Raw genomic sequence first — 23,117 nt, 5'->3', positions numbered from 1 at the left:
CAGTGTGAGAACGGTAATCGTGAATGCTATAGTAGTAACCATGAATCAAAAAGGGGAAATCTATAATCCCGGCTTTGTGATGTTTGAAGATGATGTGATCATAATGGCAGGTAAGATGAAGGATTTAGATGAGACGGCTGGTTCTTCGGATGTGAAGTTTGTTGATGCCAGAAACGGGATTTTAATGCCAGGTATGATAAATCTTCATACCCACATGGGAATGATTCCGTTTCGGGGCCTTGGAGATGACTGCAGGGACCGCCTGCGGGTTTTTCTTATTCCCATGGAGCAAAAATCCATGGATGAAGAACTGGTATATCTCTCTACCCGCTATGCAGCAGGGGAAATGCTCCTTGCCGGAGTGACTACGGTTATGGATATGTATTATTATGAAGAAGAGGCTGCAAAAGCCATGGATGAAATGGGGCTGCGGGCAATTGCCGGGCAGACTGTTATGGATGAGGGGGCCTGCGATTTTAAGGATCCCCGTGAGGCGATTGTTTACGGGGAAGACCTCATTAAGAAATATAAAAACCACCCCAGAATTACCGCCTGTATCGCGCCCCACGGAACGACCACCTGCTCTCCCGGGGTGTTAAAAGAGGCATACAGGATTGATTCTTTTTATAAAGTTCCATTCACCCTTCATACTGCGGAAATGGACTATGAAATGGAATATTTTGAAAAAGAGAAAAACACGACTCCTGTGGGTTATTTAAACAGCATCGGAGTTCTGGGAAAAGAAACACTGGCTGCACATTGTATTCATCTGACGGAAGAGGATTTAGATCTTTTAAAAGAGCATAAGGCATCCGTTGCCCATTGTATCGGATCCAACACCAAAGCTGCCAAGGGAGTGGCTCCCGTGAGCGGTATGAATAAGAGGGGGATTGCGGTGGGACTTGGCACAGATGGTCCTGCAAGCGGCAACACCTTAGATATACTGACCCAGATGAAACTGTGTGCAGATTTTCATAAAAATGAAACGAAAGACAGAAGTGCATTTCCTGCTAAAGAGATTGTGGAGATGGCGACCATACAGGGAGCAAAAGCCCTGGGCCTTGATGGAATAACCGGCTCTCTGGAACCGGGAAAACAGGCAGATCTGGTGTTAATAGAGACGGATTCCGCCAATATGTTTCCTGTTTACGACCCTTATTCCGCACTTGTATACAGTGCCGGTCCGGCCAATGTAGAGGCTGTTTATATAGCCGGAGAATGTCTGGTAGAAGGGAAACGATTGAAAAAAAGCAATATGGATGAGATAAGGAAATCCCTTTTTAACAAAATGAAACAAACGGATTTTGGAAAATATTTGGAACATAACCTGGATTTGGATCTGTAATTATGAAGTTTCTGGTATCAGATTACAAGATCCGGAAACAATATAAATAAGATAAGTATTTGACAACCATTTTCCCCTGTGGTAAACTATATCAGTATGAATACGCGCCGGTACCCGGTATTTCGGACACTCCAGCCATTGCTTGGTACAAGGTGAGAATCTTAAATTTAAGGAGGAAATCAACATGATTTCAAAGGAAAAAAAAGCAGCTATTATTTCTGAATACGGCAGAAAGCCTGGCGATACAGGTTCACCGGAAGTTCAGATCGCAATTCTGACAGAGAGAATCACAGAATTAACAGATCATCTTCAGCAGAATCCAAAGGATCATCATTCCAGAAGAGGTCTTCTGATGATGGTTGGACAGAGAAGAGGTCTTCTTGATTACTTAAAGAAAACCGATCTTGAAGGATATCGTACTTTAATTGAGAAGTTAGGAATCAGAAAATAATAACCATTTAGGGTGGAGAACTTCTCCACCCTATCTGTCTATTAAGAAATGGATGTTAAAAGTAGAAGTATCCCCCGAGACCGCTGATGTACGCGTAAAAATAAGGAGTTTTTTTACGTGCAGATCAGTAGTTTCGGCATCTTCTACTGTTAATATAAATTTATTTTTAAGGAGATACCAGTATGTACAAGAGTTTCAGTATGGAGCTTGCAGGCAGAACACTGACCGTCGAAGTGGGCAGAGTGGCGAAGCAGGCAAACGGTGCAGCACTGATGCACTATGGAGATACCGTTGTATTAGCAACTGCAACTGCATCCGATAAACCCAGAGACGGAATCGATTTCTTCCCTCTGAGTGTAGAATACGAAGAAAAATTATACGCAGTAGGAAAGATTCCGGGAGGTTTTAACAAGAGAGAAGGAAAAGCATCTGAGAATGCAATCCTGACCTCACGTGTCATTGACCGTCCGATGAGACCGCTGTTTCCAAAGGATTACCGCAATGATGTAACTCTGGATAATATCGTTATGTCAGTTGACCAGGACTGCAGCCCTGAATTAACCGCCATGATAGGTTCCGCCATTGCAACCAGCATCTCTGATATTCCCTTTGACGGACCATGTTCTTCCACTCAGGTGGGGCTTGTTGACGGAGAATTAGTGATCAATCCGACTCAGGCACAGAAGCAGGTTTCCGACATGGCTCTGACCGTTGCTTCCACCAGAGAGAAAGTAATCATGATTGAAGCCGGAGCCAACGAGGTTCCTGAAGATGTTATGATTCAGGCGATTTTTAAAGCACATGAGGTAAACCAGGAGATTATTAAGTTTATCGATACCATCGTTGCAGAGTGCGGAAAAACAAAGCATGAATATACCAGCTGTGCAGTACCGGAAGAATTATTTGCAGCCATCAAAGAGATTGTAACTCCGCAAGAGATGGAAGTTGCCGTCTTTACTGATGAAAAGCAGATCAGAGAAGAAAACATCCGTAATATCACCCAGAAGCTGGAAGAGGCTTTTGCTGATAAAGAAGAGTGGCTGGCTGTACTTGGAGAAGCCATTTACCAGTATCAGAAAAAGACTGTCCGTAAGATGATTTTAAAAGATCACAAGCGTCCTGACGGCCGTGCCATGAACCAGATCCGTCATCTGGCAGCAGAGATCGATCTGCTCCCAAGAGTTCACGGTTCTGCCATGTTCACCCGGGGACAGACACAGATTTTAAATATCTGTACTCTGGCACCATTATCGGAAAGCCAGAGACTGGACGGCATTGATGATATGGAAACTTCCAAGAGATATATGCACCACTATAATTTCCCGTCCTTCTCTGTAGGAGAGACAAGACCTTCCAGAGGACCGGGACGCCGTGAGATCGGTCATGGTGCGCTGGCAGAAAGAGCCCTTGTTCCAGTTCTTCCGTCAGAAGAGGAATTCCCATATGCAATCCGTACCGTATCCGAGACCATGGAATCCAATGGTTCCACTTCTCAGGCCAGCATTTGTTCTTCCTCCATGTCCTTAATGGCAGCAGGTGTGCCGATTAAGTCAGCAGTAGCAGGAATTTCCTGTGGTCTGGTAACCGGAGATAGCGATGATGATTATATCGTCTTAACTGATATTCAGGGTCTGGAAGATTTCTTCGGAGATATGGACTTTAAGGTGGGCGGTACCCATAAGGGTATCACAGCCATTCAGATGGATATTAAGATTCACGGTTTAACAAGACCGATTATTGAAGAAGCGATCCGCACCACAAGAGAAGCAAGACTTTACATTCTTGATGAGGTTATGGCAAAAGCTATTGCAGAGCCTCGCAGGGAAGTTGGAAAATATGCGCCTAAGATTGACCAGATTTCCATTGATCCTCAGAAGATCGGTGATGTAGTGGGCAAGCAGGGCAAGGTAATCAACAAGATTATCGAAGAAACCGGCGTGAAGATCGACATCTCTGACGACGGAAGTGTTTCTGTATGCGGCACCGATCAGGCCATGATCGACCGTGCAATTCAGATCATCAAGAGCATTGTGACTGAAATTGAAGCAGGACAGATCTTTACCGGTAAGGTGGTAAGAATTATGAATTTCGGAGCTTTTGTAGAGCTTGCTCCTAACAAAGACGGTATGATTCATATCTCCAAGCTTTCCGACAAGAGAGTGGCTAAGGTTGAAGATGTGGTAAACATCGGAGATATGGTTACTGTAAAGGTTATGGAAGTAGACAAGATGGGCAGAATCAACTTAAGCATGAAGCCAGGCGATTTAACTGCGAAAGCAGAAGAGCCAAAGGAAGCAAAAGAAGAAACTGCAGGAGAATAAAAGCTGTGATATAGATCAGGCATCAGACAGAAGCAATCTGTCTGATGCCTGTTTTCAGTTTCCGGGGGGAGAAGAGAAAAGAAGATGAAAGTTACTGTGGCGGTTTAAAGAATTCGTCCCCTTACTGATAAATTCCCAGGTATCTCTGTAATCGCCGGGAACGGTAAAATCGTTGCCGGAAAGGTAAGAAATGAAGGCAGCAGGATTAACGGAGTACCGGTCTGCAAAGGTATCTGCATAAATGACCTTTTCTTCATCGGTTAAATTCTTTCTGCTGTTATGAAACACATGTTCCAGATTCCTGGAGAAGTAGTAGATGGAGTAGGGAATGGTACCGATTTTTCCTGTGAGTGAAAGCCGGGATAATATCTGTGATTTTCGTTTGTTGCGGTTAATCACGGTTTCAGGAGAACGGGTTTCTATGTGGTCACCAAAATACAGAATTTCCTCATGTTTTCCATAAACCACTTTATCCTCCAGGATAAAGGCGCCATCCATATCCACCAGATGTATTACTTTTAAGATATCTTTTTTCTCGAATCCATAACGTTTCCGTTCTATATCAATGTGCTGGTTCACTGTTTTCACTGCATTTTGGGCAGTAACCGACCAGTTACTGGTCAGATCCCCATGTACAATATGAAACCTGACGTCTTCCTTCTGAAATATTTTCTTTAGAACCGGACTTAACGTTTCTTCGTCAGTAGGTCCTTCGGCAATAAAGAGTATGACTTTTTTAGTCCTGTTGATCATAAGAAACCGCCTTTCCGGCACGCCGGAATGCGCGTCCGATCTCTACACTGTCTGTTTCTTCATAAATTTCCTCAGGCTGTCCTCCCAGTGTGATGCTGCGTAAATACATATCCCGCAGGTTGTTATTGCTTTTTACATTCTGAAGCCGGATATACCGGTTGGCCGGATTGGCGGTAGAAAAAAGAATGCTTCTTTTGTGGATCATCTCCAGCGCTCTTAAATTATGGGATGTAAAAATAAGCTGCCCCCTCGCCCCTTTTTCAAAAACAGATAAAATCTCTCCAAGCAGATATTCATAGATTCCGGCATCCAGTTCATCTATGATCAGGCACATGGAAGGATGGTTATACACACACATCATTACGTTCAGCACAGAGATGATCTTAATGATCCCTTCCGACTCATATTTAAGAGGGATCACAACCTCTCCCCGTTTTGATATCAGCTGAATCCGGTAGCCGGGGGTGCCATTTTCCCTCAGCTGTTCTCCGAAGTTGTGGATTCCGATGGTCAGGCCTGGAATCAATGAAGATAAAACAGCGTTCATTTCTTCGATAATCTGGGAAACAAGCTGAAACTGATCCTTGCTGATCACTGACGGGTCATCAAGGCGGATCATTAAATCACCTTTTGCGATTCGGTTGCCCAGGTTTAGGCGGAAGGCGAAAGGAAGCCTGGAACTGGTGGTAATGGAACCGGAATGAGCGCTTGAGATAACGAACAGGTTTAAGGAGGCGTACTGATACAGAGCTTCTATGACTGGTACATAATCCTGTGTGATCTCTTCCGGTGCTGACAGAAAAATGCTCCTGCTTTCCTGGCTGAATAGAAAGGAAGCGGTATTTTTCTGGGCAAGCTTTTTGGCCACACTTAAATTGACACGGATATCTTCCCCGCTTTTGGCCAGAGATTCAAAACGATATTTTGGTGTGAAGACCGGTCCGTCCGGTGAGGAGGAATAATCAATCAGAGTTCTCCTGTTTTCAAACCGGGTTCCGTTCCAGATGGCAGTACTTAACGTTTCTCCAGAAATTTCCAGGGGAAGACCGGTCCCCCGTTTCAATTGGGCAGTATATTCTGCCAGGATGGACTTTTCAGGAAAACGGATCAGGAATTTTACAGCGATGCTGCAGCTTCCTGATTCTTCGGATATATAGTGAACCGTATCCTCAGGCAGAGGTTTACCTGCTAAAAGCATCTGAATGATATCCATGGCTTCAATTACGGCAGTTTTTCCGGAACCGTTCTGTCCATAAATACCGAGAAGATCTGCTTTATCCGAAAAATAATCCTTTTCTGCATAGGCCGGCATTTCTATTTTTCCATATTGTGTATTTTTTAAATCTTTTAACTGGATTTCGCTGATGCGGACAATTGCTTCTGGCATATGTTCCTCCTATAAAAATCTTATACTGATATTATAGTAACACAAAAAAATGAAAACTCAATGCAAAAAATGTATTTCGATACAATTTGTATCAATTTATAGTATTGCACATAAATAATGGGATAATACCTGGATATTGTAATGGAATGCGGAGGCAGGTAATGCGACAAAAATTTACCAAAAATTACATGCCCGGTGCTATTTATTACATGAACCCCATTTTTGTAACAATTTATTTTATAATAGCTTAAAAGCAATTATTTTTGTAATTAACCTTAATAGAGGGAGGAAGTTATGGTACAAACAGACGAGCAGATTAAGGAGTGGGAACGCGGTAAAAACACCTTAGCCGATGGGTGGGATATGGAAGTCTTAAAGGAGGGAATAAGGAAAGAACGGTTAGAGTTATCGGATGGAAATGTGATTAGATTTTCCACTGAGAATTGCTTTGCTGAAAAAATGCCATTCATAAAAATAGAAAATGGAGATACGCTAAGTGAAAAAAGAGAAGATGCAATAATACAGATTAATCCTCAATCAACAACAATTCAGATGCTGATCCATCTGTCGCAGGATATTGGGAATCCTCCTCTGAATGAATGGAAAGATACTATTGTAAGCGATTTAAAAAAGATCGGAAAGAGGACTGAAAATTTCCGCATGGAAAAACTTAAATATATGGATTATATCTGCTACGAGGTGAGCGATCAAAATATCTGGACATATAATATAACATTCAGAATGCATAAATATGAGCGGAAGATTATGGGAAACTATAATTGTTTAAAAAGTGATAATAGAACCTGGGGACTGTTATTGGAAGCGCTGTTGCATGAAAATCACAGTAAATTATAAAGGATCGAGGGAGGAACAGACATGACAGGGGAACAACAGATATTAGATGACAGAAATGACGAATTATTCGTAGGGGATAATTATCAATATTACAATAATCAATGGCGTGGTAAAATGGTACAACAAACCTTTACAAGCTGGAACTGGCCGGCGTTCTTTTTTCCGATTTACTGGCTGGCATACAGAAAAATGTATTTAGAAGCTTTTTTATTTGGGCTGCTTTCTTTTTTTTCCATGATTATTCCGGGAGGCGGACTGGTTCTGCATATATTAGTTGGAATCTATGCAAACTCTTATTATCGAGACAAAGCAAAAAAGACCATAGCACAAACCTCCCAGATGACACAATGGGAGGCGGTACAGTACATAAAAAGACATGGCGGTACAAATGTTTTGAGTATCTTCGTTACTTTACTGATAGTGGTTTCTCTCGCTGCCGCTGTTATAACAGGTATTGCATTATTCCCCACTGGAGAAAACGAAATTCATTCACAGGCGGTGCAGTCCAAAACTTTCAAAACAGACAATTTTTCATTTACATTCCCGAATGATTGGAGACAAGAGAAAGAGAATACTACTTTAGATTTGAAATGCCTGACATATGATGAAGATCTATATACAGGAGTTTTAGAGTATGATAAAGCAGATTTTGCGGATAACATCAGCCCTGAAAATGCTTTATCTTTATACATTGATGAAGTGCTGGCAAAATGTGATAATCCCGAATTTATTGAGGTAATGAAAGATGAAAAAGTTGGGGAAAAGAGGATAAAAACTGTCCTGTATTCCTGTGAACTGGATAGTTATAAATATTATTATATATTCTCTTTAGCAGAGTTTGAAGATTTTGAGAAATTTGCAATTATTGTACAGAGTATTACGCCAAGTCAGTTTGAGAAATATAAATCCACGTATGAGGATATTGTTGGTTCGTGCCAACATATTCAATTGATGAACGTTATTTAAGCCATATTGAGATCAGATTTAAGCCGAGCCGGGGAAGTTTCCCGCGGCTCGGCTTAAATCTGACTCACTTCACCTGCACAGACCGGAACTTCTTCATTAATTGTTCAAACTCTTCACTGGAATGCAGGTAAGAATACTTATCGTCGTCTTCAAGTTCCCTGAGAATGACTTTAATCATTTTATTCCGGATATCTCCCGTATAGTTGGGCATTGGAATGTGCCGGTACAACATAGAGTTACCCAAATCCACGGGGTGAAGAAGGGAGGACAGTATGGATTTTAAGAGAGATATGCTTTCTGAAACATTTTTCTGGTCAATAGCGGACTGAAGGGGGGCTATATAGGTATCATATTCCTGGATTCCAAACAGTTCTGCCAGTTTGGAAGAACGTTCCGATATTTCTGCTGCATTCTGCGGCTGTTCTTCTTTTAGAGCGATATCAGACAGTTTCATTAATATCACCTGGGTTTCCTGAACTGTCATTAGAAGTCTTCGTTCTAAAAGTTCTCCGGCTTTATCTGTTTTTCCCTGAGTAATCAAAAGCTCTGCCAAAAGAGGCCGTTTGTCGATGGCGCTTCGTTCCGGCAGCAAATCTAACAGCTTTTGTGCTTTGTCATATTCCCCGTTTCTTGTGTAGTTGGAAGCCAGCATAAAATTCGCCTGGCTGCGGGTTTGTTCATCCCCGTATCTGGCAGCTTGTTCATAAAAGGCGGTAATCTGACTGCTGTATTTTTTCTTTTCCCCGGTACTCATACCACTCATCAGCATGGCTCCCTCTAACAGCAAAGCGGCCGTGTGAATAAAGTGGCCGCAGGTTGGATATTCACGGATTTTTTCCATGGTCAGAAGAAAGCCGGTCTCAAACCCCTCATTTTGAATCACATCCATAATTTCTTTGCAGAGCTGGCTGACTTCGTCCCTGGATAGTTCTTCATGAAAACAGAGAAGCGTATTGATATCAATCTTCAAAAGGCGCGCCAGGGCAGGCAGCAGGCTGATATCAGGCGATGTGCTTCCCTTTTCCCATTTGCTGACGGCGGGGGCAGATACGCCTAAATAGTCCGCTATTTCTTCCTGGGTAAGTCCGGCTTCTTTTCTTTTTTCACGAATAACGATGTTTAATGGCATTGGATTGTCCTCCGGTTTTATAAATCAGTATGATGATGTAATCGTATCAGATCTGCTTTAATACTTCAATGGAGTATTGATTAATCTGCAGATGAGAAAATTAACCGCAGGTTAAGTCTGCGTATACAGCACAAATTAGTATTCTAAAAAATAAAGATGTCAAATCACTTGATCTTATTACTTATTTGTAATATTCTGATAATTAAGAGATGATAAACGTCTCAATTAAAATTTCAGGTACATGTTATCACAGGGTACAGGAGGTTGATGCAATGTTTGCTGTATGGATTATTTTTATACTGTTATTTGTTTTATCAGCTGTTTTACTGACAGGACACGGTTCATTTCTCATTGCCGGATATAATACGTCAAGCCAGGAGGAAAAGGAAAAGTATAATGCACAAAAGCTGTGCCGGACGGCAGGGGTTTCTATGTTACTCATACTTTTTGCGACGGCGGGCCTGTTTATAATACCATTAGACAGTATTTATCGCACTCCCTATTTTATTTTTTATTTTATCTTTATTATCGCAGATATCGGAATTACCATATATTTTTCCAATACACGGTGTTATAAAGAAGGGTATGAGAATAAAAAAGACATTGGCAAAAGCAAAAAGGAAACGTTATTTATTATCGCAGGTCTCTGCATTGTAATGTTTCCGGTTCTCCTTTTGGTGAGTATCACTATGTACCGGGCATCATTACCCCCTGTTTATACAATAAGCGGTGATACCCTGAAGATATCATCCTTTTATGGTGAGACTGTTCCGCTTGACGGAATAAAAAATATTAAGCTGGAAGAAGCCATGCCTTTTAAATTAAATAAGAAAAATGGTTCTGATTTGGGTTCTATCTTAAAAGGCAGATTTGATGCGGACGGGATAACTGCCCACGTATATATAGATGCATCCAGACCACCTTTTATCCTGATTGAAACAGAAGAAGGTCTGCATATTATAAATGATCAGACCCGGGAAAAAACGGAGGCGCTTTACAGCCGGTTGGAGTCCCTGTTAAAATAGCAGTATAAATTTCGGAGAGGAGTGGAAAATATGGGTTTTTGGGCTTTTATGACAGCAATGAATTTGCTGCTGCCGTTTATTATGATTGTGATCGGCTATATTTTTAGCAAAAGGCCACCAAAAGAAATAAACCATCTGGCAGGATACAGAACTTCAATGTCCATGAAAAATAAAGATACATGGGTGTTTGCGCATCACCATTGCGGGAAAATCTGGCGAACCGTGGGTTACTGGATGCTGGTTCCGTCAATTTTAGTAATGCTTTTTGTTATTGGAAAAGATACAGAAACAGTTGGCATTTTCAGTTCAGTGGTCATAGGCGTTCAGACGGTTATACTGATTGCTTCCGTGATCCCCACGGAAATCGCATTAAGGAAGAATTTTGATAAAGACGGAAATCGTATACAGATTTAAAAACAAAGGAGAACATAATTATGACACAGGCACTGGTACACATCGCGCTGGTTATAAAGGATTATGATGAGGCCATTGATTTTTATACAAAAAAACTTCATTTTATATTGACAGAGGATACGTATCAGCCAGAGCAGGATAAGCGCTGGGTTGTGGTTTCTCCGCCGGGTGCCTGTGGGACCACGGTCTTGCTGGCAAAAGCCTCTAAGCCGGAACAGGAACCTTTTATCGGCAATCAGGCGGGAGGAAGGGTATTCCTGTTTTTGGGAACGGATGATTTTTACAGAGATTATGAAGAGATGAAGGAGCTGGGAATTACATTTATCCGGGAGCCCAAGGTTCAGGAATATGGCATTGTGGCTGTGTTTGAAGATCTGTATGGAAATCTCTGGGATCTGGTTCAGTTTCGTGAAGGACACCCTATGGCAGACAGGGTGATTAAAAAAGAAACTGCATTGACTGAAATAATATCCGATCAGACAAACCGGGCTTTATGGGAAGTGAAAAATGTAATTGAATGTGTTCCCGATGAAATGTGGAACAAGGAATACTGTAAAATGCCCTGCTGGAAGCATATTTACCACATGCTTCATTCCCTGGATCTGTGGTTTATCAATCCCAGAGACAAAGAATATGGGGAACCGGAGATTCATGAAAAGAATTTAAACAATCTGGATGCGGTATCCGTTAAACAGCTGACAAGAGATGAGATCAATGACTATTTTTATGGAATCAGCCGTAAGATTACGTATTATCTTCTGAAACTGACTGATGATGAATTAATGTATATGCCCAGGGACTGTGAATATAGCAAATTTACACTGATATTAGCGCAGTTTCGGCATTTACATACCCACATGGGGATGGTAATGGGCTTTATCACAGCAGATACCGGTTTGTGGCCCAGAGTATTAGGGTTGGAAAACCCTGTTCCCACAGGGGAATATAGCAGATACTTTTAAAATTAAATATATATTATATGATAGAAGAAGCAGGAGATATTTTATGAAAACAATTGGGTTAATTGGAGGTATGAGCTGGGAAAGTACAGTTACCTATTATCAGATTATGAATGAGACGGTAAAGGACGAACTTGGAGGATATCATTCGGCCAAAATTCTTTTATACAGTGTGGATTTTTCAGAAATTGAGCGCTGTCAGGCGGAGGGTGACTGGGAGAAAAGTGGGGATATTCTATCCGCGGCGGCAGAAGCTCTTGAAAAAGCTGGAGCGGACTTTCTTGTAATTGGGACCAATACCATGCATAAAATGGTACCTCAGATACAAAAGAGAATTAATATTCCGATTATCCACATTGCCGAGGTGACGGCTGAGGAATTAAAACAGCATCATATTACGACAGTAGCATTGCTGGGGACGAAATATACCATGACTCAGGAATTTTACAAAGAAAAGCTGGAAAATGAAGGCATTACGGTTCTGATTCCCGAAGGGCAGGATATTGAGGTAGTAAACAGCGTTATTTATGACGAATTATGTCTTGGTTCTGTTTTGGAAACATCGAAGGAAACGTACCTTCATATAATCGAAAGCTTAAAGAACCGCGGGGCACAGGGAGTTATTCTTGGTTGTACGGAAATTGGACTTTTAATTCAGCAGAAAGATGTGGATCTGCCCGTATTTGACACAACGAAAATTCATGCGGTTAAGGCAGCAAAGCTTTCCTTAGAGGTGCAGCTGTGACGAAAGAAAAAGTGATTCCCCAAATGATCGTTGCAAGTGCCCATCATCATGTTGCTTCTGTTACCGATGACTTAATAGAGAAGTTCAGCCGGGATTTTGAGATAAAGCTTGCTGAGGCAGGAGCAGCAGGAAAAAAGCCTGAAAATTTTTATACCGTATTCCATGTAAATGAATATAGAGAGTACAATTATGATATGGAATTATGGCTGGAAGTAGAGGAATTAATGGAAAATACAGAATCGATACAGTATCAGATTGTTCCCGAAAGCGAGGCTGCCTATGTCATAGTATCGGAAACGTATGATAACCTGAAACCAGCCTATGATGAATTATTTGCCTTTGTTAAGAGTAAAAATTACAGCATATGCGGGTATCCAAGAGAGACATATCTGCCTGATTACAGCGTACAAAGTGGATTTTTGACGGAAATCCAACTGCCCTTTCATAGAAAAAAACAGGAGTAAATTCGGTGGATTCTTAAAATGTGAATATGAGGCCGGTCAAAAGACCGGCCTCATACAAATTATATCATTTAAGGTTATCTGTCCCTGCATACACGAATCCCCATATCCGCACCCTTGCCGTTAGGCTCAAATTTACCCCGGTAGGATATTTTGCAGCTGGTAATATCGCCTACCCAGCCGCCTCCTTTCCACACCCTGTAAAAACCTTTTGGAATCCTGGTATCCTGATACCATTCATAACACCATTCCCTGACATTCCCGGACATATCGGAAATTCCCAGTTCATTGGCTTTCTTACTTCCAACAGGGTGCGTTTTGTTCTGATTGGTCTCGATGTCGGGCCAGTTCCAGTCGCCCTTTAAATACTCTTTTCCGGCATTTCTCCAATACCACACAGTTTCTTCTTCATCTGAACTTCCGCTGTAAGTATAATTCTGGCTTTTTGATCCTCCGCCAGCAGCATAGGTCCACTCGGCTTCGGTAGGAAGGCGGTACCCATTTGCCCCTTCATTCACTGTGACAGTCCACCTGATATCGTCATAATCGCAGATATTATCCGGATCCTGGTTCTTTTCAATTTTGTAATAAGGAGCAAGTCCTTCCTTTTCACTTCTCTTATTGCAATATTCTATGCTGTCATACCAGCTTACAGATTCAACCGGAAGATGACTGCCTTTAAAAGCGGAAGGATTACTTCCCATTACTTCCGTCCATTCTTCCTGAGTAACCTCGTGCTTCCCTATGTAGAAATCCCGGATAGCCGGTTCATCCTGATTCGTTCCGGCTGAGACAGCAATCGCAGATCTTCCTTCCACCAGCACAAGGTCATCCGTTTCCTTATTGGAACATCCCCAGGAAATGACAGTCACAGCAATCAAAAGCAAGACCAGCTTTTTCCTCATAGACAAGTCCCTTTCTTAAGTCTTTCTTCCAATCTGATTCAATAATATTTAAATAGTATGTAGGTAAGTATATGTTAATTAACGGCTGCCAGAAATGCAGACCAGATTACCAGACGGTTACATTTGCATTACCGCTGCTTTGATATCCTTCTACACAAAATGCCTGATAGGACCAGGAATTTCCTAAGTTCATGCCCTTATTTCTCCATGCATTCACATGGTTCCCGAAGTTAATCTGGGAATTGCCGCCCGTAGGCCTCTTTGACTGTCTGACACTCCAGTACTGTGGAAATGTCTGATAACCGTCAATAGAGGGAGCATTATAACGCATGGTTGTATATATGTCATAGTTGGCTCCATCGCTGTTAACGGTTCCTTTATAGGTTCCCGTAGGTCTGTAGGTTCCCCAGCTGTCAACTACATAATATTCAATCAGGGAATTCCTTGTCCAGCCATAAAACGTTAAGTAGCTGTTGCCGGATGGAGAAAAAACGCCGGCGTTATAGTTGACAACTCTGGAAGGACTTCCGGCACCCCAGCCTTTTCCAACCACGAAGTTTCCACAGTTTGTCCAATTTACACTGAAATTACCTCCGGAGCCATTAACCATATTAACGGTTCCGCCTCCGTCTGTATAGTTTTGCCAGTAATCGGTTGCTGCAAAGGCTGTACTGGAAAATATTCCTGAAAAACACATAGCGATTGCAAAAACTAATGATAAGACCTTTTTGCTTAATTCATTCATTTTAAACCCCTCCTGTTTATATTACAGATTCATACACTTACCTACATACGATATAAATATTACCGGAACCCCTCCTTTTACTTTTTTGCACGATTTTATTAGTATCATTGTTGTTATGGTGGATTTAGTCTGCGGTTGAGAGTCAGCCCTGGAGAATAATGAATGTAATAGAATAGTCTGATATTTCTTCTATAATAGTAAAATAATTTTATAATAAATATGATATCAGATAAAGAAACATTTGTAAATTATATTATACAAAAAATGGAATTTTTAGTTAATTTAACTAATATTATAACCGTACTCCAGGTGATAAAGAAACAATTACAGTTACTTTTTCATATATGGAAAGATGTTCTAAGTGAGACAATGAGCAGAGAAATAACTTACAGGAAGTGAAAATTACTTGACAGATGACATGGCCCCGGGTATAATCAGTACTCATGAAGCTTTCGGTATCTGATTATAATTGCATAGTTAATTAAAAGGGAGTAGTTTAAATGTACCGTCAACATCCTGGCTGTAATTGTACAGTCTGGCGGTGCGTACCAGATAGTGGTTACCAGACTTTTAATGTACTTGTTCTGAACATTTTTTTTCAGAAAAGTACGTTAAAAGTCTTTTTTATTTCCTTTTTTGAAACAATCATTATCGGAGCTGAGGTATACATTTTTGATGCGGGGCATCCCAAAGGGGTGTCAGAATGGAGGATTGGATTGAACGAATGGTATCAGAAGAGCGAATTTGAGATATTAAAAGAGCTTCACACACAAAAAGAAGGATTGAGTTCAGAAAAGGCGTCCGCACTTCTTAAGGAAAAAGGTGAGAATGTCCTGGAGGAAGGAAAGAAAAAAAGTACGATTGAAGTATTTGCAGAGCAGTTTAAAGACCTTCTGGTGGTAATCCTGGTCGCAGCTGCTGTGATTTCCATGCTGTCAGGAAATGTGGAGAGCACAATCGTTATTATGGCAGTTATAATACTCAACGCTGTATTGGGAACGGTTCAGCATGAAAAGGCCCAAAAATCTCTGGCAAGCTTAAAATCCTTATCCTCACCAAATGCGAGAGTCATGAGGGATGGAACGAAGACGGAAGTGGCTTCCAGGGAAGTCGTACCTGGAGATATTCTCATGCTGGAAGCCGGCGATATGGTGGTGGCAGACGGAAGAATCTTAAATAATTATTCTCTTCAGGTTAATGAAAGCTCTCTCACCGGAGAATCCACCAATGTGGATAAAGAAGATGGAACCCTGGAGATTTCCGCTGCGCTGGCAGACAGAACCAATATGGTATATTCCGGAAGCCTGGTCACCTACGGAAGAGCAGTTGTTGTGGTTACAGATACGGGCATGAAGACAGAAATCGGTAAGATAGCCAGTCTGATGAATGCTACAAAAGAAAAAAAGACGCCTCTTCAAGTCAGCCTGGATCAGTTTTCCAGCCGCCTTGCTACGGTAATCATGGCTATATGCGGAGTGGTATTTTTATTAAGCCTGTATCGTAAAATGCCGCTTCTTGATTCCATGATGTTTGCAGTCGCACTGGCAGTAGCTGCAATTCCCGAAGCCTTAAGCTCTATTGTTACCATTGTCCAGGCCATGGGAACCCAGCGTATGGCAAAAGAAAACGCCATCATCAAGGAATTGAAGGCAGTGGAAAGCCTTGGCTGTGTTTCCGTAATCTGTTCTGATAAAACCGGAACACTTACCCAGAATAAGATGACGGTTCAGGAAATTTACTTAGATAATCAGATATTGAAACCTGAGGAGCTGGAGCTGACCAACCAGCTTCACCGTTATCTGCTTTATGATGCAGTTCTGACCAATGATTCCACCATTGCCGATGGAAAAGGAATTGGTGATCCTACGGAATACGCACTTCTTGAAATGGCAGGTAAGATATCTGTCAGCCATAATACCATCAGGGATCTGATGCACAGACTGGAAGAGATCCCCTTTGATTCTGACCGTAAGCTGATGAGTACCAAATACAAACTGCACGGTGTTCCAACCATTCTGACCAAAGGAGCGGTTGATGTTTTATTAGACCGGACGGTGAGTATACGTACCTCCCAGGGCATCAGAGAGTTGACAGAATCAGATAAGGAAGATATTTTAAAACAGAATATGATGTTTTCTGAAAATGGACTTCGTGTTCTGGCTTTTGGTTATAAGGAAGTGGAAGAGTCTCATGTACTTTCCCTTCATTCCGAGAATAATTTCATTTTCCTTGGTCTTGTTTCCATGGTGGACCCGCCAAGGGAAGAGTCAAAAGCAGCTGTGGCAGATGCTAAAACAGCAGGAATCCGCCCGGTTATGATTACCGGAGATCATAAAATTACGGCAACAGCCATTGCTAAACAGATTGGAATTTTTGAAGAGGGAGATTTAGCGGTTACCGGTGCTGAACTGGATGCCATGACAGATCAGGAGTTGGATGGGAAGATTGTTAATATCTCAGTCTATGCGAGGGTTTCTCCGGAGAACAAGATCCGCATTGTGGATGCATGGCAGAGAAGAGGCAATATCGTTTCCATGACTGGAGATGGGGTGAATGATGCTCCTGCGCTTAAGAAGGCCGATATTGGAGTAGCCATGGGAATTACGGGTACGGAAGTATCAAAGGATGCTGCTTCCATGATTCTGTCAGATGATAATTTTGCTACTATTATAAAAGCAGTGGCAAATGGAAGAAATGTATACCGGAATATCAAAAATGCCATTCAGTTTTTATTGTCGGGCAATATGGCGGGAATTTTTTCAGTTCTTTATACTTCCATCATGGCTTTGCCGATTCCGTTTGCACCGGTTCATTTGTTGTTTATTAACCTGCTTACCGATTCCCTCCCGGCAATTGCAATCGGCATGGAACCGGCGGAGCACGGACTGCTGAGCCAGAAACCCAGAGATCCGAAGGAAGGTATCCTTACGAAAGAATTTATGACAAAGGTCATGATTCAGGGAGCGCTCATTTCAGTATGTACCATGACCGCATTCCATCTTGGCTTAAGACAGTCAGGTGCGGCGGCTGCCAGTACGATGGCATTTGCCACTTTAACTCTTTCACGGCTCTTCCATGGGTTTAACTGCAGAAGTAGCCAGTCAATCTTCAGACTGGGATTTAAAGGAAACTGGTATAGTCTGGGAGCATTTGTACTTGGATTTGCTTTACTGAGTCTGGTTTTGTTTGTTCCTGTTATGGAAAAGCTGTTTTCTGTAACACCTTTAACCGGCTCACAGATCGGAATTGTATATGGGCTGGCCATTATTCCGACTGTAATAATACAGCTGACAAAAGCAGTAAGAGAAATTGGAAAATAGTTTCAGTAAAAGAGGTTCAGACTTAAAAAAAAAGAGTTGAACCTCTTTTTTATTAATGATAAAATGGTTTTGTAACGAAAACTTAATATAGGAGAGGGAAACAAAACGACATGACAGGACAACCTTCATTGAGATTCAGAAATTACAGACCGCTTTCCAGGCGGACCAAATTCCAGATTCTTGCCCTGGTGCCGATTTATTTTATTGTTGCAGGATTTTGCCTGCAGCCGTTTGATGAAATCTGGAGGGGAATCATCACCATCGTACAGGAGCCGGATTTCCTGATTACGGATTACATTGCCATAGGAGGCATAGGAGCTGCGTTTATTAACGCAGGTGTATTAACATTATTAAGCATTGCAATCGTCTATTTTCTGGGGATGGATATGAGCGGTCATACCATAACCTCAAGCTTTCTCATGTTTGGCTTTTCGCTGTTTGGGAAGAACATCTTAAACATCTGGGCTATTATGATGGGAATCTGTTTATATTCTTATTATCACAAAACTTCCATAACACGTTATATCTATGTGGGGTTCTACGGAACCTGTTTGTCTCCGGTTATTACCCAGATCATGCAGATTGGAAATCTGCCCATAGGGGTCCGGCTGGTTTTAAGTATTATTGTTGGCATGAGCATTGGGTTTGTGCTTCCGCCTCTTTCCACCCATACCCATTATGCTCATATGGGATATTCTCTTTATAATGTAGGTTTTGCCTGCGGAATCATTGCTACCATTATTGTTTCTATTATGAAGTCTTATGGGATCAGAATAGAGGAACGGCTTATCTGGTCAACCGGGCAGAATTTATTATTTTCCAGGCTGTTAATAGCATTATTTTTCGGAATGATAGTATTTTCCTTCTTTCTGTCGGATCAGGTATGGAAAAGGTATGTGGAAATATTTAAGTCCTATGGAATCAGCGGAACGGACTATGTAAAGACCGAGGGGTTTGCGCCTACGCTGCTTAACATGGGAATTAATGGAATTGTATCAACCCTGATTATCCTTTTTGTGGGCGGAGATTTAAATGGTCCCACCATTGGCGGGATTTTTACCATTGTTGGCTTCAGCGCAACTGGAAAGCACACCCGTAATATACTGCCCGTTATGATCGGCGTTATCATCGGAGGTTATACAAAAAAATGGAGCATTACCGATCCAAGCGCCCAGCTGGCGCTTCTTCTTTCCACCACACTGGCGCCCATTGCAGGAGAATTCGGAGTGGGTGCCGGAATTCTTGCCGGATTTTTACACTCCTCTGCAGCTCTAAATGTGGGCATCGTTTACGGGGGACTGAATCTTTACAACAATGGTTTTGCAGGAGGTCTTATTGCTACCTTTCTGGTACCGGTGTTAAAATCCATCCGGGACAGAAAAGCGCATGCGAAAACCCATGTTTCTCTTTAAGGACAGGCTGTGGTGCAGATTGATTCCCCGGATGCTTGTATAATTCCGGTTTTGTGATAGAATAAGACAAAAAGAAAAACAGAGGAATTCAACTATGCTGTACCAGATTACAGAAGGAACGGTTTCTGCCGGAGGAAACGTAATTCTGTCCCATATAAATTTTGAAATACACGGCAATGAAAAGATTGCAGTCGTCGGAAGCAACGGAGCCGGGAAGACCACCCTTTTAAGGCTGATAGCGGGAGAGCTTGAGCTGGACCGGGACGATAAGCGTCCAAACTGCGGCATCACAGCTGCAAGGAAATTAACCATTGGATATTTAAAGCAGCAGGCATTTACGGAGAAAGAGCGGACAGTGGAGGAAGAGATATTCTCTTCCTGCTCTTTTGCTAATGAGTTTTCGAAGGAACGGTTTGAATACGAGCGGGAATACGACATACTGTTTACCGGATTCGGTTTTTTAAAATCAGATAAGAAGAAAAAACTGTCAGAGTTTTCAGGGGGAGAGCAGACTAAAATTGCGCTGATCCGCCATCTTCTTTTGAAACCGGATATTCTCCTGTTAGACGAGCCCACCAATCATCTGGATATTCAGACGATACAGTGGCTGGAACAGTATTTAAACGGATATGGGAAAGCTGTGGTGATGGTATCCCATGACCGCTTCTTTCTGGATCAGACAGTTTCTATTGTATATGAACTGTCAGGGAAAACCCTGACCCGTTATCCAGGCAATTATACGCAGTACAGGGAAGAGAAAAAGAAACGGATCCGGCTGCAGAAAAAGGCTTATGAAAAGCAGCAGGAAGAGATAAAAAGATTAAATGACCTGGTGGAGCGTTTTAAGCACAAGCCCAATAAGGCTGCATTCGCCCGGGCCAAAAGAAAGGCAGCAGATAGGCTGGTTCCGGTGGAAAAGCCGGAGGAAGATGAGATTCCTCTGTTTGCCCAGCCCCTTGAGCCCGCTGTGTTAGGAAGCAAATGGGTATTTGAGTCAGAACATTTAAAAATCGGGTATGATAAGCCCCTTGCCGAGCTCACATTCCGGATTCGAAGAGGGCAGAAGATTGGTATTCTTGGACCAAACGGAGCTGGAAAGAGTACCTTTTTAAAGACTGCTGCCGGTCTGATTGAAGGATTATCCGGGGATTATTCACTGGGGAATCAAATCACCATCGGCTATTTTGACCAGCAGTCTTCCGAGATTCAATCGGATAAAACCGTAGCAGATCATTTTCATGATCTGTTTCCGGTACTGACAGAAAAAGAGGTTCGAAGCATTCTTGGATCCTATTTATTCGGAGGAAAGGAAGCCGGAAAACGTGTGAGCGTTCTTTCAGGAGGTGAAAAGGCGAGGCTTGTACTGGCGGAGCTTTTACAGAGCAGACCCAATTTTCTTATTCTGGATGAACCCACCAATCATATGGATATTCAGGCGAAGGAAACGCTGGAGTCCGCATTTATGGCTTTTACAGGAACAATCCTATTCGTATCCCATGACCGGTATTTTCTTGACCGGGTAGCGGAATCCATATTAATATTTGAAGATCAGTCCGTTTTTTATTATCCTTTTCAATATGCTCATTATCTGGAACGCAGCAGGAGAGTATATGGAGAGGAAATCGCTGCACAGATCAAAGCGGAAGAGCAGGCGTTAATTGCAGGGATCAGAGCGGTTCCAAAAGCAGAAAGGCACCGCCTGAAGGAAATATCCAGCGAGGAAGCCTATGCTGACTGGAAAATGCGGCTTGTAACAGAGCGTCTTTTACAGGCAGAGGACAGGGTAAAAGAGTTAGACTGTGCCTGTGAAGAACTGCTTAAGGACTGGCAGGAATCCAGGGAATTCTGGGAAGGTGATGGCTGGAGTGATGCTACGCGCTACGAAAGCCTGAGCTGGCAGCGGGAAGAAGCCTGGGAGACATGGACGGGTCTTTGTATGGAATGGTTTGAAGAAGCTTTGGATGTGCTGATATAAAAAGAGGCAGGTCAGGAATCGCAATGGATTCCCGCCTGCCTTTGTCATATGAAACTAATATTTGTCGGAGCTTGAGAAGTCATTGTAAACCGGGTATGAAGTCTCTTTAAATTCATAAGAGGAAAAAGTCTGGTCACCTTTCAGTCTGAACTTGCCAACCTCCTGCTGGAGAGTCATGGACTGGGCTGCCAGCTCTTCGCTGGAAGCGGAGCTTTCTTCTGCGGTTGCCGCGTTGGTCTGAACAACGGAAGATACCTGGGAGAGCCCCTGGTTAATCTCTTCAATTGCAATCACCTGCTGTGCAGAAGCGTTCTCGATTTCCTGAATGGCCTGTTCTACCAGTCTGGATTTTTCAGAAACTTCTCGGAGAATTCTTGCGGCCTCGCTGGCCATATGTCCGCCTTCTGATACGGCTTCCACAGAGCTCACGATAAGAGAGGCAGTTTCCTGGGCGGCCTCTGCAGATTTTGTAGCCAGATTCCGTACTTCGTCAGCTACCACTGCAAATCCTTTTCCTGCATTGCCTGCACGGGCAGCCTCGATTGCTGCGTTTAAAGCGAGAATGTTTGTCTGGAATGCAATATCTTCAATAACTTTTGTAATATTGGAAATCTTCTCGGATGCAGCGCTGATTTTTTCCATGGCACCATTTAAGTTCTGCATGTGGCTGTTGCTTTCTTCCACTCCTATTCCGGTCTGGTGTACATATCCGGCTGCAAGGCGGACATTGGTTGCGTTCTGGTCAGCCTGTCTTGCTACGGTGGCAATGGATGCATTCAGTTCTTCTACCGTTGCAGCCTGTTCAGTGGAGCCGGATGCAAGAGCCTGTGCTGCGGAGGATACCTGTTCTGCGCCGGTGTTGACCTGCTCTGCAGCTGTGCTGATCAGGAGAAGAGTTTTGTTTAAATCATTTTCAATCTTGCGAAGTGCAAGACCCAGGGTATCTTCATTGGAACGGAGGGGAACCTCCTGAGTGAAATCACCGTTACTGATTTCTTCCGCAATTAATACCTGTTTACGGATTCCGTCAAGCATTTCATTAAAGGCATTTGCAAGTTGTCCTGTTTCATCTTTGGTGTCAATTTCATTTAAGTCTACATCTACATGTCCAAGAGCGATCTTTTTAGCGGCCTCAACTACCTGATTGATAGGCTTGCTGATCATAGCGGAAATCTTAAAACTCAGGTAAAGAGCAGCACCGGCTCCGGCTATTACGATAATAATAAGAATGATTGTCAGAATTAATGCAGTCTTATCGTTATCCTGGCTGGTTTCCTTAGCGGATTCCATACGCCTCTCAATCAGTTTATTAAAATCTTCAAATATTTTATTGATATTATCTTCCTGACCAGATAATATGGACAATGATTCCTTTGAATTACCCTGCTTTGCTTCAGCAATTGATTTTTCTATGGCTGGTGCATAGGACTCTGTGAACAGCTTGCTTATTTCGTCCATAACAAGAATCATATCAGCATTTTTCATGCTTGCCCTGTAAAGATCAAGATTTTTTAGAAATGATTCCTTGCTGGAAGTGTAACTTTGCTCCAGCTTTTCTAATTCTTTGGCATCACCGGCATAGACGACCACCCCACGTGAGTCAGAACGAATCTGATTGATACTGTTAGATGCGTTAAACAGTTCCCGTATGGGAGCCGTCCGATTCTCGTATAAATATGTATCCATCTGATTGATTCGGACCATGCCGAAAATCCCCACAGCTCCCACAAAAAGTATGATGACAATCATACTAATAAAAGCTGTGAGAAGCTTTTTTGTAATGCTGAAATCCTTAAATTTCTTCATACTGAATTCCTCCTGAGTTTATCTGTTGTTAAGTAAAATGCTTGATCCTGTCTGTTATGCTCCCAAAGAATTCTTACGATGTACTATGAACTTATAATGTATTTTTTCATACACTATTAGGTTGATTTGTGAACATAGAGTTT

The 23,117-nt window shown here is 42.3% G+C and carries 19 protein-coding genes; 13 read left to right on the top strand and 6 right to left on the bottom strand.

The annotated features are described in order from the left end of the window. The first annotated feature begins 19 nt into the window (after positions 1-19). The 3 genes from V7D18_RS15550 (at position 20) to V7D18_RS15540 (ending at position 4,117) form a co-directional block, all read left to right on the top strand. On the top strand, positions 20-1,345 hold the full coding sequence (locus V7D18_RS15550) for an amidohydrolase (protein ID WP_426155423.1): 1,326 nt from the start codon (positions 20-22) through the stop codon (positions 1,343-1,345). A gap of 184 nt (positions 1,346-1,529) precedes the next feature. Then, entirely contained in the window at positions 1,530-1,796 is a 267-nt protein-coding gene (gene rpsO / locus V7D18_RS15545; RefSeq protein WP_104435364.1) for a 30S ribosomal protein S15, read from the top strand. 182 nt (positions 1,797-1,978) lie between these two features. Beyond that, on the top strand, positions 1,979-4,117 hold the full coding sequence (locus V7D18_RS15540; RefSeq protein ID WP_426155421.1) for a polyribonucleotide nucleotidyltransferase: 2,139 nt from the start codon (positions 1,979-1,981) through the stop codon (positions 4,115-4,117). A 54-nt stretch (positions 4,118-4,171) separates the two neighbouring features. On the opposite strand, the gene V7D18_RS15535 is transcribed toward V7D18_RS15540, so the two are convergent. Both V7D18_RS15535 and V7D18_RS15530 read right to left on the bottom strand, forming a co-directional pair. Continuing rightward, a complete protein-coding gene (locus V7D18_RS15535) occupies positions 4,172-4,870 on the bottom strand; it encodes a hypothetical protein (RefSeq protein WP_426155419.1) in 699 nt (232 codons plus the stop codon). After that, positions 4,854-6,257, bottom strand: coding sequence for an AAA family ATPase (locus tag V7D18_RS15530; RefSeq protein WP_426155417.1), 1,404 nt, complete (start codon positions 6,255-6,257; stop codon positions 4,854-4,856). The genes V7D18_RS15535 and V7D18_RS15530 overlap by 17 nt, the downstream gene beginning before the upstream one ends. A gap of 294 nt (positions 6,258-6,551) precedes the next feature. On the opposite strand from V7D18_RS15530, the gene V7D18_RS15525 reads away from it, so the two are divergent. Beyond that, positions 6,552-7,112: a hypothetical protein gene (locus V7D18_RS15525; protein WP_426155415.1), complete on the top strand. Its 561-nt coding sequence runs from the start codon at positions 6,552-6,554 to the stop codon at positions 7,110-7,112. Positions 7,113-7,133: 21 nt separating this feature from the next. Next, positions 7,134-8,078, top strand: a complete 945-nt coding sequence (locus V7D18_RS15520; RefSeq protein WP_426155413.1) for a DUF2628 domain-containing protein — start codon at positions 7,134-7,136, stop codon at positions 8,076-8,078. A 64-nt stretch (positions 8,079-8,142) separates the two neighbouring features. On the opposite strand, the gene V7D18_RS15515 is transcribed toward V7D18_RS15520, so the two are convergent. Further along, complete coding sequence (locus V7D18_RS15515; protein ID WP_426155411.1) at positions 8,143-9,207, bottom strand: helix-turn-helix domain-containing protein; 1,065 nt, start codon at positions 9,205-9,207, stop codon at positions 8,143-8,145. Between the two features lie 272 nt (positions 9,208-9,479). Here V7D18_RS15515 and V7D18_RS15510 point away from each other — a divergent pair, with 272 nt between their 5' ends. The 5 genes from V7D18_RS15510 to V7D18_RS15490 are packed head-to-tail and all read left to right on the top strand — an operon-like array spanning position 9,480 to position 12,814. Continuing rightward, entirely contained in the window at positions 9,480-10,232 is a 753-nt protein-coding gene (locus tag V7D18_RS15510; protein ID WP_426155409.1) for a DUF3784 domain-containing protein, read from the top strand. A gap of 30 nt (positions 10,233-10,262) precedes the next feature. After that, on the top strand, positions 10,263-10,646 hold the full coding sequence (locus V7D18_RS15505; RefSeq protein WP_426155407.1) for an SdpI family protein: 384 nt from the start codon (positions 10,263-10,265) through the stop codon (positions 10,644-10,646). A 20-nt stretch (positions 10,647-10,666) separates the two neighbouring features. Next, a complete protein-coding gene (locus V7D18_RS15500; protein ID WP_426155406.1) occupies positions 10,667-11,608 on the top strand; it encodes a VOC family protein in 942 nt (313 codons plus the stop codon). A gap of 43 nt (positions 11,609-11,651) precedes the next feature. Beyond that, on the top strand, positions 11,652-12,350 hold the full coding sequence (locus V7D18_RS15495; RefSeq protein WP_426155404.1) for an aspartate/glutamate racemase family protein: 699 nt from the start codon (positions 11,652-11,654) through the stop codon (positions 12,348-12,350). Beyond that, complete coding sequence (locus V7D18_RS15490; RefSeq protein ID WP_426155402.1) at positions 12,347-12,814, top strand: GyrI-like domain-containing protein; 468 nt, start codon at positions 12,347-12,349, stop codon at positions 12,812-12,814. The genes V7D18_RS15495 and V7D18_RS15490 overlap by 4 nt, the downstream gene beginning before the upstream one ends. Positions 12,815-12,888: 74 nt before the next feature. Here the strand turns inward: V7D18_RS15490 and V7D18_RS15485 are convergent, their stop codons facing one another. Both V7D18_RS15485 and V7D18_RS15480 read right to left on the bottom strand, forming a co-directional pair. Then, positions 12,889-13,716, bottom strand: coding sequence for a formylglycine-generating enzyme family protein (locus V7D18_RS15485; protein ID WP_426155400.1), 828 nt, complete (start codon positions 13,714-13,716; stop codon positions 12,889-12,891). A 106-nt stretch (positions 13,717-13,822) separates the two neighbouring features. Beyond that, positions 13,823-14,461, bottom strand: a complete 639-nt coding sequence (locus V7D18_RS15480; protein ID WP_426155398.1) for a glycoside hydrolase family 11 protein — start codon at positions 14,459-14,461, stop codon at positions 13,823-13,825. Between the two features lie 716 nt (positions 14,462-15,177). On the opposite strand from V7D18_RS15480, the gene V7D18_RS15475 reads away from it, so the two are divergent. The 3 genes from V7D18_RS15475 (at position 15,178) to V7D18_RS15465 (ending at position 21,168) form a co-directional block, all read left to right on the top strand. Further along, a complete protein-coding gene (locus V7D18_RS15475) occupies positions 15,178-17,781 on the top strand; it encodes a cation-translocating P-type ATPase (RefSeq protein ID WP_426155436.1) in 2,604 nt (867 codons plus the stop codon). Positions 17,782-17,891: 110 nt separating this feature from the next. Then, the gene (locus tag V7D18_RS15470) at positions 17,892-19,193 is read left to right on the top strand and encodes a DUF1576 domain-containing protein (RefSeq protein ID WP_426155397.1); all 1,302 of its coding nucleotides are present in this window, start codon (positions 17,892-17,894) and stop codon (positions 19,191-19,193) included. 94 nt (positions 19,194-19,287) lie between these two features. Beyond that, entirely contained in the window at positions 19,288-21,168 is a 1,881-nt protein-coding gene (locus tag V7D18_RS15465) for an ABC-F family ATP-binding cassette domain-containing protein (protein ID WP_426155395.1), read from the top strand. A 54-nt stretch (positions 21,169-21,222) separates the two neighbouring features. Here the strand turns inward: V7D18_RS15465 and V7D18_RS15460 are convergent, their stop codons facing one another. After that, a complete protein-coding gene (locus V7D18_RS15460; protein ID WP_426155393.1) occupies positions 21,223-22,974 on the bottom strand; it encodes a methyl-accepting chemotaxis protein in 1,752 nt (583 codons plus the stop codon). Positions 22,975-23,117: the final 143 nt, after the last annotated feature.

It is taken from the genome of Lacrimispora sp. 38-1 (assembly GCF_049890855.1).
Taxonomy (GTDB): Bacteria; Bacillota; Clostridia; order Lachnospirales; family Lachnospiraceae; genus Lacrimispora.
Note: the sequence above shows the minus strand (reverse complement) of the source record. Positions and strands in the feature narration are given on the sequence as shown.